Raw genomic sequence first — 13,991 nt, 5'->3', positions numbered from 1 at the left:
TATCGTGAGGCGACGGCATCGGGGTCAGATGGTGGTCGCTGCTGCGGTGTGGTCCAGGAAGAACCTGGTCATTTCGGCGGATGCGTCGGGGCCGTGGGGGTCGGTGTAGCTGCCGATGGGGTTGCCGCCGAACCAGGCGTGGCCGGCGCCGTCGACGATCCAGGATTCGGCGATGACGGTGCCGGCGGGGTCAGTGTGCACGGTCCGGGTGTAGGGCCGGCCGTCGTTGTTGCCGCCTCGGGTGACCGAGGAGCTGACTGGGCCTGTCCCGGTGCCGGCGAGTCCGGCGGTGATGATCTTGTCGGCGTTGATGGGTGCCACGGTGCTGTCCTGGGCGCCGTGGAAGACGATGATAGGCACCTGGCCGGTGTTGGTTGGGGTGCCACCGGATTGCATGGCCCCGAACGCGCCGGGGATGTCGGTGGCGGCCTGGTAGCCCAGGCCGGAGTGCACCCCGGCGGCGGCGTACAGGGTGGGGTAGGTGGCTGCCATCACGGCGGCCATGGCGCCGCCGGCGGACAGCCCGGCGACGTAGACCCGGCCCCGGTCCACCTGGTGGTCGGTGATGACCTGGCTGGTGATGCCGGCGATGATGGCCGGTTCACCGGCGCCGGTGTGCTGATCCTCGGGTCGGAACCAGTTCCAGTAGCCACTGTGGTTCGCGGCCCGGGATTGTTCGGGGTAGGCGACCAGGAAGGTGTGTTGTTCGGCGATGGCGTTCATTCCGGTGCCGGCGGCGAAGTCGGCGGCGTTCTGCGTGCCGCCGTGCAGCATCACCACCAGCGGGACCGGCTCACCGGTGTATCCGGTCGGGATGTACAGGTCGTAGTTCCGGGTCCCGGCAGCGCAGGTATAGCTCAGGTGCCGGATTTCACCGCCGGCGGCGGCCGCGGCGGCCTCGTGGGCGGCGTTGCCGCCCGCGCCCGGCAGGGTCAGCCCCTGCGGGAGGCCGGTAATGAGGTTTCCGGGCAGGTTGAGGTTCAACCCGGCCGGCAGGTTCTTCAGCAGTTGGCCCAGGTCCAGTGGTGGCCCGGTCGGGGATGTCCCGGTGCCGGGTGCCGGCGACCCGGTGGGGGCGGTGATGCCCATCTTGGCCAGGATGCCGGTCGGGTCGGGCAGGCTCTGCCCGCCGCCGGTGGACGAATCCTGTTGCTGGGTGATGGATGCGGCGTTGTCGCGGATCAGCCGCATCGCGCGGTCCAGTGTGGCGGACATGTTTTTGGGCATGGCGGTATTCCCCTTGTGTGGTTGGTGGTTTTCTCGGCGACCTGAGTGGTCGCCGGACATAGTGCACAGCCAAAGGTCTCGGCGTATTGCTGTTAGCTGGTGCGGGCCGCCAACGCGGCCTTCACCTCTCGCGAGGCGCGGAACGCGCCGAGTACCTCGACGGACTCGATGGTGGCGAGCGCCAGTTCCGGGGAGACATCGTTGGCGATGCTGCCCAGTCCCAGCACCCGCAGGTGCACGGTCTTTCCGGCCGCCCGGAGTTGTTCGAGTTGGGCGCGGGTGTATTGCACCGAACCCAGCTCCAGGGTCCGCCGGGCGACGGTGTCCTGCACCGCGGTGGACCGGGTTTCCAGTTGCCGACGGATCGCCGACCGAATGAAATCGGTGCGGTTGGCATAAAACCCCTCACCGACCAGCAGGTCGATCTCGCCTAGGTCGATCAATCCGAGGTTGACGGTGATCTTCTCCGTCTTCTCGATCTCGGCCATCCGAGGCCCCTCCCTTTCACCGGCAGACACCATCCTAGCACCATCCCAGAGGATGGCGGACAGATGGTGCCACCTTGGTGGTGATGTGTCACCGACTTGCACCACAGGATTGGTGGCAACCCCCATAGGCGGGTATATAGGTCAGCCCAGACCATCACCCCAGCGCTGGCCAGGCCGACCGCTGGGTGTCGCCCTGCTCGTTCGTTGGACTCGGTGGCGCAGCTTTGATCTGCCAGGCTCCCTGCCACCGGGTGGGCGCGTGCTCAAACTCGGTAATCGGCCCGGGCTGGATCGCAGTGAGCTGACTGACGTGAATTGCCTTGTGCCTGTCGCTATCGCGCCCTGTGGGTGTCATTGCCTTGTGTAGGCGTTTAGGAAGTTGAACGCTCGAAGGGGTACCTGGCTGACCCCCCGGGCTTTACCGTCGGTACGGGCGGTCACCGTGCTCGCCCTTTCGAGTACTCAATGTATCCAAGGGGTGGACATGATTCGAGTTGACAGGTGGACGGACCGGTGTAGGGCCAGTCAGGCTGGCGTGACCGCGCCGATGCGGCACCCGGTTCGGCGTGCCCTGACCCTGACCGCCGCGGCCACGTTGGTTCTGCTTGCCATTCCGACGGCGGCGCACGCCGACACGATTCAGAACACAGTGGTTGCTGGCGGCAGCCCCACCGTTACTGCTGGGGATACGACGTCGATCGGCTACAGCATCCAGGCCCCGAATGCCGCCAACGCTAATGACCCGGAAGCAGGCTGCAACGCCGCCGACGGGTCCGCGGCCACGTTAACGGTGAACGCACCCGCCGCGGTCACGGTGACCCCGAAGTCCCGGGTCTACACCACGTGCAAGACCGATCAATTCTTCGATTTTTCGTCGACCACCCCTGGGTCCTACTCGATCACGGTGTCGGTTGCCGATTCGAACACCGTCGGTCTGTACACCACAAGCGGGGCAACGTTCACCCTGACGGTCACGAAGCCGCTGGTGACGAACACGGCTCCGTCGGTGACGATCAGCAATGTCACCAGCGGCGCCTCGTATGAGTTCGGCAACGTGCCAGTGGCCCGCTGCAACGTCACGGACAAGGAGGACGGCAACAGCAGCTTCGACGCGAGCCTCAGTGCCATCACCGGCGCCCGCGCCGCTGAGGGTCTGGGAGGCCAGACAGCGAGCTGCAACTACGACGACGCCGGGGGCCTGAACGCCAAGGCGTCGGCCACTTACAGCATCGTTGACACCAGTAAGCCGCTGGTCACGGTTGACGCGCCTGCTTCGATCGAGGCCACAGGGGCGTTGACACCGGTGACCTTCGCTGCCAGCGCCTATGACGCGGTCGACGGCAATCGGCCGGTCACCTGCAAGACCGCCGGCGGAACCGCCTATGCCTCCGGCGGTTCCTTCCCGGTCGGGACGACCACGCTAACTTGCTCGGCCACCGATAAAGCCGGCAACACCGGCACCAGCGACCCCTTCAACGTGGTTGTCACCGACACCACCGCCCCTGTCATCACCACCCCGGCGAACATCGTGGTGGGTAACAATGCGGCGGCCGTGTCCTACGCCAACGCGACCGCCACCGACCTTGTCGATGGTGCCGTGACCGCCAGTTGCACACCAGCTTCCGGGGCCACGTTTGCGGTGGGCACCACGACGGTGACCTGCGCGGCCACCGACAAGGCCGGCAACAAGGGAACCAACACGTTCAGCGTCGAGGTGCAGGACGTCATCAAGCCGATCGTCACCGTGCCCGTCGACCAGGTCGTTGAGGCCACCGGTGCGGATGGCGCGACGGTCACGTACTCGGCGGTCACCGCGACCGACGACGTCGACGGGCCGGTGACAGTCACCTGCAGCAAGACCTCCGGGTCGGTGTTTGCGCTGGGCACGACGAAGGTGACCTGCTCGGCGACCGACAACGCCCGCAACATCGGCGACAGCTTCTTCACCGTTACCGTGCTGGACACGACCGCCCCCACGGTGAGCGTGCCCGCCAATATCACCAAGGAAGCAACCTCCGCCGCCGGCGCCACCGCGACGTTCAGCGCGTCCGCCAGCGACACGGTGGACGGCGCAGTCGCGGCGACGTGTGACCCAGCCCCGGGTTCAACGTTCCCGCTTGGGACCACAACGGTGATCTGCAGCGCGACGGATAAGGCCGGCAACACCGGCACCGACGGCTTTACCGTGACGGTGCAGGACACCACCGCCCCCGCGGTGACGGTCCCCGCTGACGAGGTCGCCGAGGCCACCGGCCCCAACGGCGCAAAGGTCCCGTACGGGGACGTCAGCGCAGCCGACATCGTCGACGGCCCGATGAACCCCGACTGCTCGCAGGCTTCGGACACGGTTTTCGCGCTGGGCACCACCACGGTGACCTGCACGGCGATTGACGCAGCGGGCAACAAGGGCAGTAAATCCTTCACCGTCAAGGTTGTCGACACCACCGCACCGGAGGTTCACGCGCCGGCCAACCTGGTCGTCGGCAACACGTCCTCGACCGGTGCCAGCAATGTGGTTTACACCGGCGCCAGCGCCACCGACCTGGTCAGTGGGAATCTTGCGGTGACCTGCACACCGGCATCGGGGAGCACCTTCCCGCTCGGGGTGAACACGGTGACCTGCACGGCGACGGACGCCGCCGGCAACAAGGGTTCGGCGACCTTCACCATCGAGGTGCAGGACCAGACCAAACCGACTGTCACTGTGCCGGCCGACATCACCTCCGAGGCGACCGGGCCCAGCGGGGCGACCGTCAGCTTCATCGGTGTTACGGCAAGCGATGACGTCGACGGGGCGTTGACCCCCACCTGCAGTAAGGCATCCGGGTCGGTGTTCGCGATCGGCACCACCACGGTCACCTGCGTGGCAACCGACCAGGCCGGCAACAAGGGTGACAACACCTTCACTGTCACCGTGCGGGACACCACCGCCCCGAACGTGACGGTCTCGGCCGGCAGGACCGCCACCGCCACCTCAGCCGGTGGAGCGGCCGTCACCTACACCGCCCCGACGGCAACCGACATCGTCGACGGCGGCGTCGCCGCGAGCTGTGACAAGGCGTCGGGCAGTGTGTTCGCGCTGGGCACCACCACGGTGACCTGCACCGCAACCGATAAGGCCGGCAACACCGGTCGCGAGTCATTCACAGTGACGGTCACAGCCGCTTGGTCGAATGTGCTGCAGCCGGTCAATAGCGACGGCAGTTCAATCTTCAAACTGGGCAGCACCGTGCCGGTGAAGTTCCAGCTCACCGGGGCAAGCGCCGGAATCACGAATTTGTCCGCTCGGCTCTACCTCCAGCGGATTGGGGCAGGCGCGACGGGAACCGTGCTCGAGGCCGTCTCAACCTCGAACGCCACCTCCGGCAACTTGTTCCGCTATGACAGCGGTCAGTACATCTTCAATCTCGGTACGAAAACGCTGACCGCGGGGACTTACCAGTTGAGGATCGACTTGGGCGATGGCGTGCCGCGCACCGTCAACATCACCCTGAAATAACCACCGCCACATTCCACATAGCAGCGTTGGGCCCCGCTCACCTACCGGTGTGCGGGGCCCCGCGCTTACCCGATGGAGAATGAGATGACCACATCGGTTCGTGCCGAGCGCCGCGGATGCCCACCCTGGTGCACCGCCGAACATGGGGTTCTGCTCGGGGAGGAAGACCACCTTCACATTGGGGCCGACGTACCCCTGACGGACTCCATGACGGCCCGCCTGTGCGCAACCATCGACCCCGAGTCAGGGGAAACGGACGGCCCGTACGTCATCGTAGACTCGCTCGAACTGTCCCTGGATTGCACCCGCAGTATCGGAAACACGCTTCTCGCACTCGCCGACACCGCTCTTGAGGTCGGTGCCACCAACATGCGCGGCCGAGCTGACTGACTCGGCCACACTTGTCAACAATTTCTTGGTCGATGCGTAACGGATCTGATCGGCGACGTAGGAGTCAGCGGGACATCGGAACGGGATTTGTCCACGATCGATCAGCTGGGACGCTTCGGGACCTGAGAGTTGTCCTAGGTGCAGATCCGCTGCCCCACCTGAGCGGGTCTCCGCATTCGCGTGACAGCACGCACAAGAAGCAAGTTCTGCCGGTATGGTCCGGACATCCCAGTACGGTGGCCCGGCGTCGCGCGGGTCGACCGTTCTGGACCGGGGGAATGCTGTGTCCAGAGCACAGCCGCGCGGAACTGCACCGCAAGTTTTCGTTTCAGGGGGTCACGCCGGTGTCTCGTCCTACTGGACTGCAACGCGTCGTGATGGGCGGTGGCACCGGTGTACCGGTTACCGCGCTCACGGCTTTGGCGGCGGGGATCGGGGCGGTGTTCACCGCGCTGGTCCTCGCCGGCTGGGTCCGGTTCGAGTACCGCAATACCGCTGCCCACCTCGCCCTGGAGACGATGATCGGCGGCATTGCACTGCTTGTTGCCTTACTTTTCTACGGTCGATTTCGGCGTCGGCACGACGTACAGGACCTGTTGACGTCACAGGGCCTGGTGCTGTTGGCCGCGGCCGCCCTGACTACCACCTGGTTGCTGTTATCCCCGGAATCGGCGTCGACCGGAAAGCTGTACGTCTGGTTGCCGCTGGGCCTGCGGGTCACGGGTGCATCCTTTCTCGCGGCTGGGGCTCTGGTCGTGGAATCCCGGCGCGTGCCTGAAAGATGGCGCCGATGGAGTCTGGTCCCGCCCGTGGCGATTTCCGTTCTTCTGGTGCTGGTTCTTGGCTCATTCGCGGCCGAGCTTCCAGTGGGTCTGGACCCGGAGATGTCGCCGGGAAGCGCCGCCGATCAATTGCTGACCGGGCACCCGGTGCTCATCGTGGCACAGGGATATCTCACCCTGTGCTTCTCGACCGCCGCTATAGCTTTCAGCCGTCAGGGCGGCCGACGTCAAGAGGAACTCCTGTTCTGGCTCGGGCCGGCGTGTGCCGTGTCTGCGCTGGCGTGTCTGAATTACCTGCTGTTCCCTTCGATCCACTCGGAATGGCTGTACACCGGAGATTTTCTCCGCACCGCGTTCTACCTGCTGTTACTCCTGGGGGCGGTCAGGGAGATCAGTCATTACTGGGCATCCCAGGCAGAACTAGCGGTGATGGACGATCGTCGCCGGCTCGCCCGTGAATTGCATGACGGGGTCGTCCAAGAGGTCAGTTACATCAAATCCGAGATGCGGCCCTTCGGCAGATTGGACGGTCCCCGCAGCACCCGGATTCTTGGAGCCTGCGATCGAGCCCTCGATGAAGCCCGGCAAGCGATCGAAGCGATGGGGACCTCTTCTGCGGAGCCGCTAGGTTTCACCGTTCATCGAGCCGTCAGGCAGGTGGCCGAACGATACGACGTCGCGGTCGAGATGGACCTTGACGACACCATCACTGCCACCCAGGATCAGCGTCACTCGCTGCTGCGAATTGTGCGGGAAGCGGTATCCAACGCAGCACGCCACGGCGGCGCCAAGAAAATCCGGGTTCGGCTGGCCCAGGATCTCCCCGATGGACGGCGAATCGTCATCACGGACAACGGAACAGGCTTCGACGTGGAAAAGGCACATCAGGTCCGAAACGGATACGGACTGATTAGCATGCGGGAGCGCGCTGAGAACCTACCCGGCAGTTTCCACCTGGACAGCGGTCCCACAGGCACCACGGTCACCGTGCAATGGTGACCGATCACGTCACTGGGGTGGTTCTCGCCGACGACCACGCACCGACCCGACAACGCATCAGGGAGTCCCTGGAAAACGGCGGTTTCCAAGTCCTCGACGAGGCCGCCAACGCCGACCGGGCAGTGCAGATTGCAATGCATCACCACCCCGATGTCGCGATCCTGGACATCAACATGCCGGGCAACGGCATCCGCGCGGCACGGGCCATCAGCACGGCGCTGCCCGACACCGCGGTCGTTATGCTCACCGCCTCCATCGACGACGCGGACCTCTTCGATGCACTCCGCGCCGGCGCGTCCGGTTACTTGCAAAAGGGCATGGACACCGACCGGCTCCCGCATGCGCTGCGCGGTGTCCTCAACGGTGAAGCCGCGATATCCCGCGCGCTGGTAGCAAAGATCCTCAACGAATTCCGTGCCCCGGCAATCCGAAAGCCCCTCCGGGGAAAGCCACAATCAGCTACCGCCTTGCTGACCTCACGGGAGTGGGAGGTGATGGATCTGCTGGGCCAGGGCCACACCACCGAAGAAGCAGCACGCCGACTGTTCGTCAGTCCCACAACGGTGCGCGTCCACGTCTCATCAGTGCTGCGAAAACTCAGAGTCAAGGACCGACAAAGCGCCTACAACATCCTGCGCGGCGACTGACGCAAGATCGCCGTCCTGCCGGTCGAATCGGTGAAATCATTTCCGAGAGTGATCACCCATCCCGGTGAACGGCTGGCATGACCCCCAGCTGGTCGCTTCCTCGTCGTCATGATCAAGTCCTCCCGCCCATCTGCATGGGCATCAGACTCTCACTCGACCTGGATCGACCAGCTGGGGTCATGCCACCGGCGCTAGACGTCCCGGGGCCACTGGGCACGCTTGAGCCACGCGAAGTTCATGGTTCGGTAGTCGAATTGCGACTCGGCCCAAAAGGTCCGGCCGCAACGGCAGGTCCTTTCGCCGATCCAGGCGGCGAATTCCGTATTACCGGTTTAACAGTGTGCTGTGTGGGAGGTGATGCTGCTGTTGTCGTCGAAAATGCCCAGCTGCGAGGTGAACTGTGACCGCTCGGGCCGACCCCGTTGTGCCCACGAAGACACAGGTGATGGCCTCCTCTGCGGAAACCGTGGTCGGGGTCGCTGCCGAGCCGTTCCGTGATCGTCGGATGCATCGTCTTGCCGAGGGGCGGCGCCGCCAGGAGCTGCTATCAGCGGCCACTCCCTCAGCTGATCCCCAGTTCCTGAATGCGATTGCCGCCGCCGACCGGTTTTGGGGGCGGGACGAGCTTTGGCGGGATGCGCTGCAATCGCAGCATGCGGGTACCACCGCCGCGTCGGAGCCGACAACCGAACCGGTAGGCGCAGCCGATAACAGCACCGCCGCTCCGATTACTGCGGCGTTCGCCCGTCACAGACGACGACGTCGGGGGGTGTTGGCGTGGGTTCGTCCTTCACGTGGGAGGGCGTCTGCGGGACTAGCGGCGGACCACGCCGTAGACGACGAGTTCGACGTGCCGTTGCCGGGACAACCGTCGCGCGTGGTGGGCAAGACCAGGTCTTGGGTCACCCGGCTGGTGTTGATCGGGGCACCGCTGGTGTTGGTCGGGGGAGTGGCGTACTCGTGCGGTGTCTCCACCGGGTCGACTCGGGTGGTCCAGTCGTCGGCGATCAGCGCGGATGATGCCAGTGCGTTCCACCTCAGCAACTTTCCGGTGGATCGTGCGGCTGCATTTGGTGTGTCCTACCTATCGTTGTGCTGGACGCACCCTGATGCGAAGGACACCGTGGCGACCGCGGACCGGTTGGCGGCGTTGGCCCGGATGACCTCCGATGGGGTCACCCCGGGATGTGGTTGGACCGGGAACACCCCGTCGACAGCGCCGCTCGCGGTGACGTGGGATGGCACCGTCAAGCCGGTTGCGGGGGCGACCTATGTGGACGGTGCGGCGGCGCATCTCGGGTTCTTGGTGACGATGGCGGACGGTCGCACCGTGGGTGCTGCGCTGCCGATCTGGGTGTCGTCGACCCGGTCAATGGCGGCTGGTGTGCGGGTGGTCGGCGACGTCGCGGTGGTGCCGGTTGCGCCTGCTGCGCCCGCCCCCACGCCGGCCGCACCGGCGGTGACAGATCCGCTGATTGCCGAGACGTTGACCCGTGATGTGCTGGTGCCGTTCCTGAGGGCATGGGCGGTGTCAGACCCGGTGCAGCTGAATCTCGTTCTCGCTGGGGATGCATCCGCCGCCGCCCGGTCGGGGATGCACGGGCAGGTCACCGCGCCGTCCCTGACCCGGACGCAGGTCGTGGTGGCCCGGGGCGATCCGACCGGTTACCGGGACGGAGATCTGATCACCGCAGGGGTCGCGGTGGACTGGACTACCCGCCTTGACGGGGTTCAGCGCGCCGGCTATTCGATCTCCTTGCGGATGACCGCCGGCCGGTGGCAGGTCACCGACATCACCGGTGCGGCACCGGACCCCGCTGGGGGAGCGGCACCGGCAACAACCTTCGCAACTACTGCGACAGCGTCACCCGCCGCGGGATAGCTAGAAACAGTCAAAAGAAAGGACCACCTCGTCATGGGCATCATCAGCATTGAGTCCGCTGCGCTGACCGGTCGAGCATCAGCGAGCACGACATACCTGGCTGGCCCACTGGACCAGGTCAACACCTGGGTTGCGCAGTGGGGCACCTCGCTGCAGATCCTCGGCGGCACGATCCTCGCGATTTGCATGGTGCTGGTCGGCATCAAGCTGGGCGCGAAATCGGTCGCCGGCAACGGTGCCAGCACTGGGCATCGGGAGGCGGTCGGGGCGATCTTCGGCCTGTTGATCGCCGGTGTCCTGATCGGTGCGGCGTTGATCATCGTCCCGCTGTTCATCGGGGTCGGAACGAACAGCGGAACCACCCCCGCGCCGGCGCCCGCGGCCGCAACCGGTGGATGACACAACCCTGAGGACCGGCCCAGTTACCTGCAACCCACAGTGCGATAGGGGGAAGCGTTGACGACCAACGACGACCAGGTCATCTACTCAGACGACTACACCAGGCTGTTCACCTACCAGTCGCGGCAGTTCACCGCCGGTGACCTCTCGTTGAAGGCGATCAACGGGGTGCAGTGGAACGCGGCGCTACCAGCCGCGGCGACAGCGGTAGCAGTCGGCGTTGTCACCGCGCTTGGTTTGTGGATGGCGGGGATCTCGCCGTGGTGGTCGGTGCTGCTGCTGCCGGCGCCACTGTTGGTTGTCTACCTACGGATGGCGAAGGACCGCGCTGAGGGTTTGACCGAATCAGAAAAGATCCGGTTGGCCTGGAACTTCCGGTACTCCCAACCTCGAGATGTGCTGGGGCTGGTGGAGAACACCGAGCCCACCGATTTCGCCTGGGATGTCATCTTCTGGCAGCCACCCGGGCGGCCGGCGGGCGGAGCACCACGGTGACGGTCCTGATCGTGGTCGTCCTCGTCGTGCCGGGCATCCTGTTCGCCAGCTACCGTATTCAGCGGGCCCGGGAAATGAAAAAGCGGCAGAACAAAGGCGCGCCCGATCACGGCGGAGGCGTCGGCTCGGCGGTCACCCGGCCACGTCAGCGACGGTGGGAGCTGCGCCGCTTGGGGTACCGGTACGCCGACGACACCGTTTTTGTGCACGGCACCGGGGTGTTCACCGGTGTGGTGATTGATACCAGCACCGATGAGTTCGCCACTGCGGGTGAGACCGGTGACACCGCAATGCTTCCCGTCGGGATCTATCAGGCTCTGTTGGGTTTGTTCGACGGGGAAGAGGTTCGCTGCCACGAGCTCGTGCGGTACCGGCCGATCACCACCGACGGGTGGCTGGACCAGTTACTGTCCAACGCCTGGCATCCCACCCGTATGTACACGATCTTGGCCGGGAAGGTCGCCGATCACATCCTGCACTCGACACCGCAACGCATGTGGGCGTTGATCATCCGCCTCGGCGACTGCCCACCCCCGACCGGCATCGATCCGTACGCCGAGGTCAGCGCCGCCGTACTGGGCGTCGCCGAGGACAAGCTGACCGAAACCGATCTGACCTATTGGAGGGCGTTCGCCGAGAACCTGCACGACGTGCTCGCCCCGCACGGCGCGGAACCGTTGACCCGCCGTGACCTGCTCTGGTTGATCCGCAAACCCGGGCACGGGCACCTGCCGGTCCCGGACGAACCAGTCACCCGCCGCCGACCGTGGCGCGGCGGGTTCTTCGAGCTGGCCGCCAGCATCCGCGGCCACAACGGCGGGGGTGGCTTCATCGAGCTGCTGCAGCGGAACCCGCACACCGGCCAGGATCAGACCAGCTACACCGCGACACTGGTTGTCGCCGACGAACCTCCCCGGCAGGTGTTCAACGCCCGCCGGGCCTGGTCCAAAAAACTGGCCAGGCTCGCCGTTCCCGCCGAGATCTCCTGGCGTTACAGCTTGATCCCACCGAAACAGTGGAAGCGACTGGCGGACAGGGCCGTGGTGAACGTCGAGGACGAGAGCAAGGACCGGGCGAAGGCCGGCGCCGAACCGGACGACAGCTTCGAGGCCCGCCGTGACCAAGCCGCGCAGATCAAGGCCGACAACGCCGACGACGACCTGCAACCTGGCATGGTCGGCCGGTTGCGGCTGACCGTCTCCGCACCGACCCCGGCCGCGTTGGCCCGCGCCGTCAAGGACGTCAAGGCCGCGATGGGCGACGTGTCAATGGAGTGCCCGCGCACGCGGCACTACCTTTGCTGCTCGAGCAGTTCCCCGGCGAGACCGTCGGCACCGATCTCGGGTCCTTGTCCGCCGGCCCGGCCGGTGGTCTTGGCCTGTGGTCGCGGTACTCGGATCTGTACCAACCAGCCCTGGGCATGCTCGGATCCCACAACCAGGTCGGCGACCGCATCCAGGTCGAGAGGGGCCGCGCACTGGGCTGGATCGGCATCCCCATCGGCTACGTGAAAAGCAACGGCACCGTCGTGCATTTCGACCCGCACGCCCAGATCGGCCGCGGCCACGGCGCCGGTATCGCGGTGCTCGGGCAATCCGGCGGTGGGAAGTCCAGCTTCGTGATCCTGATGTTCTTCTGGCTCAGCGAGTCCGGTGTCCGTTGCTCAGTGCTGGATCCGAAGATCGACTTCGCCGGCTTCGCCTACTATATCGCCTTCGGCCCGCAGGTTTTGGACCCGGCGTTCATGTCCGACGCGGACGCCGGCATCCTCGGCACCCCGGCCAGCCGGTTCCAACCCGTCAACCGCGAATTCTGGGACGACACCGAGATCGTCGACCTCGCCCGCGGTGCCCGGGGCAGCCAGGACCCCTGGCGGATCAACGACACCTTCGACGACGGCTACAGCTTGGCGCTTGATCTCACCGACGTGTTGTTCACCGACCAGGCACATCGCAGCATCGTCCGTAAGGCACTCCGGTCAATGTCCGCGGCCCACAAGGAGGCCACCGCCGCCGGCCGCAGCTTCACCTGTGGGTACGGAGATGCACTGTCCTACATCCGATCCGAACGGCAGGAACTCGAGGCGGACTACCAGAGCGCCCGCAAGTCGGGGGACACCAGCACCCTGCGGAACGCCCGTGACGAGTTCGATGAGGTCATCACCCGCCTGGAGAACGGGGAGCGGGTGCCGTTCCTGCGGCTGCTGCTGGGTAAGGGCGCCGACCCGCAACCGATGGATCGCCGGGAGCACAAACGCCGAGTGATCTACACGATGGCCGGGTTCACCTCCCCCGACCATCCGGAGAACCCCGAGCTGTGGACCGACAAGGACCGCAACGCCTCCGCGGCGATGCTGTCGGTGTTGTCCCGGATGCGGCGGGACAACCTGAGCGGCCGGATGAGTACCAACCCGATGACCGGCGAACCCGGGATTCCGCCCAGCGCATCGTTTGTCGACGAGGGCAACATGGTGACCGCCGATCCGGCCGGACGCGGATACCTGACTGTCAACTTGCGGCAGGGCCGGTCGCTGAACTCGGCCGTGTTCTTCATCGACCAGCAGGCCCGCGGCATGCAGGCAATCGAAAGGCAGGCCAGCGCGGAGTCCGCCGAGGTCAACCAGTTCGCAACGGTGCTCGCTTTCAAGCAACGATCAAAAGGGGAGGCCCGGGCGGCGTTGGCCGCGTTGCGCAGCAGCGATGACAACGTGTCCAGCGCCGAGGTCGACGCCCTGGCCCGAAAACTGCAAGCCGAAGAGGTCGGCGGTCTGCTCCGCATCGGGGACTGCGGACTGCGCGATCCCGACTCCCGGGTCGCCGCCGTCACCATCGACCAGATGTTCCATGTGCTGCAGCAGGCGGCCCAGACCAACCCGAAACTCAAAGCGGTCGACTGGGCGAAACCCGTGCCCGCCGACCCCTGGGACTGGGACATCAACCCCGAAGCGCTGCTGCGGGTGCGGACCAACATCGCAGCTGTCGCTGCGCACACCGACACCGGCGCCGAACCCGATGAAGCCGTCACGGGGTACCAGGACGATGACGACGTCGAGGTGCTGCCCGTCGATGAGCACCTCGAGGCCGAACCCGCCACCGACGGCGCCGACCGGGATTGGACAGAAGTACCGGCCGACATGGGGTCTCGGTGATCCCGGCGCCGCAGGTATGGGGCGTTGCGACCGCG

At 65.8% G+C, this 13,991-nt stretch carries 11 protein-coding genes; 9 read left to right on the top strand and 2 right to left on the bottom strand.

What is annotated here, in order from left to right; translation table 11 throughout:
• Positions 1-24: 24 nt before the first annotated feature.
• Together ACVBEQ_RS05135 and ACVBEQ_RS05130 are read right to left on the bottom strand one after the other, a co-directional pair.
• Positions 25-1,215: an extracellular catalytic domain type 1 short-chain-length polyhydroxyalkanoate depolymerase gene (locus tag ACVBEQ_RS05135; protein WP_447152351.1), complete on the bottom strand. Its 1,191-nt coding sequence runs from the start codon at positions 1,213-1,215 to the stop codon at positions 25-27.
• 104 nt (positions 1,216-1,319) lie between these two features.
• On the bottom strand, positions 1,320-1,715 hold the full coding sequence (locus tag ACVBEQ_RS05130; RefSeq protein WP_447152350.1) for a CopG family transcriptional regulator: 396 nt from the start codon (positions 1,713-1,715) through the stop codon (positions 1,320-1,322).
• A gap of 535 nt (positions 1,716-2,250) precedes the next feature.
• Between ACVBEQ_RS05130 and ACVBEQ_RS05125 the strand changes: the two genes are divergently transcribed.
• The 9 genes from ACVBEQ_RS05125 (at position 2,251) to ACVBEQ_RS05085 (ending at position 13,956) form a co-directional block, all read left to right on the top strand.
• Positions 2,251-5,214 (top strand): HYR domain-containing protein, encoded by a 2,964-nt coding sequence (locus tag ACVBEQ_RS05125; protein WP_447152349.1) that lies wholly within the window; start codon positions 2,251-2,253, stop codon positions 5,212-5,214.
• An 84-nt stretch (positions 5,215-5,298) separates the two neighbouring features.
• Positions 5,299-5,604, top strand: a complete 306-nt coding sequence (locus ACVBEQ_RS05120) for a hypothetical protein (RefSeq protein ID WP_447152348.1) — start codon at positions 5,299-5,301, stop codon at positions 5,602-5,604.
• Positions 5,605-5,948: 344 nt separating this feature from the next.
• A complete protein-coding gene (locus ACVBEQ_RS05115) occupies positions 5,949-7,385 on the top strand; it encodes a sensor histidine kinase (protein ID WP_447152347.1) in 1,437 nt (478 codons plus the stop codon).
• Positions 7,379-8,032: a response regulator gene (locus ACVBEQ_RS05110; RefSeq protein ID WP_447152346.1), complete on the top strand. Its 654-nt coding sequence runs from the start codon at positions 7,379-7,381 to the stop codon at positions 8,030-8,032. The genes ACVBEQ_RS05115 and ACVBEQ_RS05110 overlap by 7 nt, the downstream gene beginning before the upstream one ends.
• 880 nt (positions 8,033-8,912) lie before the next feature.
• The gene (locus tag ACVBEQ_RS05105) at positions 8,913-9,914 is read left to right on the top strand and encodes a hypothetical protein (protein WP_447152345.1); all 1,002 of its coding nucleotides are present in this window, start codon (positions 8,913-8,915) and stop codon (positions 9,912-9,914) included.
• A gap of 33 nt (positions 9,915-9,947) precedes the next feature.
• The gene (locus ACVBEQ_RS05100; protein ID WP_447152344.1) at positions 9,948-10,313 is read left to right on the top strand and encodes a hypothetical protein; all 366 of its coding nucleotides are present in this window, start codon (positions 9,948-9,950) and stop codon (positions 10,311-10,313) included.
• Between the two features lie 57 nt (positions 10,314-10,370).
• Positions 10,371-10,808: a hypothetical protein gene (locus tag ACVBEQ_RS05095; protein ID WP_447152343.1), complete on the top strand. Its 438-nt coding sequence runs from the start codon at positions 10,371-10,373 to the stop codon at positions 10,806-10,808.
• On the top strand, positions 10,805-12,319 hold the full coding sequence (locus tag ACVBEQ_RS05090) for a hypothetical protein (protein WP_447152342.1): 1,515 nt from the start codon (positions 10,805-10,807) through the stop codon (positions 12,317-12,319). The genes ACVBEQ_RS05095 and ACVBEQ_RS05090 overlap by 4 nt, the downstream gene beginning before the upstream one ends.
• Positions 12,229-13,956 (top strand): ATP-binding protein, encoded by a 1,728-nt coding sequence (locus ACVBEQ_RS05085; protein WP_447152341.1) that lies wholly within the window; start codon positions 12,229-12,231, stop codon positions 13,954-13,956. Before ACVBEQ_RS05090 ends, ACVBEQ_RS05085 begins: the two co-directional genes overlap by 91 nt.
• The last annotated feature ends 35 nt before the right edge of the window (positions 13,957-13,991 follow it).

This window comes from Nakamurella sp. GG22, assembly GCF_052976845.2.
Note: the sequence above shows the minus strand (reverse complement) of the source record. Positions and strands in the feature narration are given on the sequence as shown.

Bases quoted from the DNA above. Each gene is read 5' to 3' on its own strand.
- ACVBEQ_RS05135 (WP_447152351.1), bottom strand. From the start codon at position 1,215: ATGTCCGCCACACTGGACCGCGCGATGCGGCTGATCCGCGACAACGCC.
- ACVBEQ_RS05130 (WP_447152350.1), bottom strand. From the start codon at position 1,715: ATGGCCGAGATCGAGAAGACGGAGAAGATCACCGTCAACCTCGGATTG.
- ACVBEQ_RS05120 (WP_447152348.1), top strand. From the start codon at position 5,299: ATGACCACATCGGTTCGTGCCGAGCGCCGCGGATGCCCACCCTGGTGC.
- ACVBEQ_RS05110 (WP_447152346.1), top strand. From the start codon at position 7,379: ATGGTGACCGATCACGTCACTGGGGTGGTTCTCGCCGACGACCACGCA.
- ACVBEQ_RS05100 (WP_447152344.1), top strand. From the start codon at position 9,948: ATGGGCATCATCAGCATTGAGTCCGCTGCGCTGACCGGTCGAGCATCA.
- ACVBEQ_RS05085 (WP_447152341.1), top strand. From the start codon at position 12,229: ATGCTCGGATCCCACAACCAGGTCGGCGACCGCATCCAGGTCGAGAGG.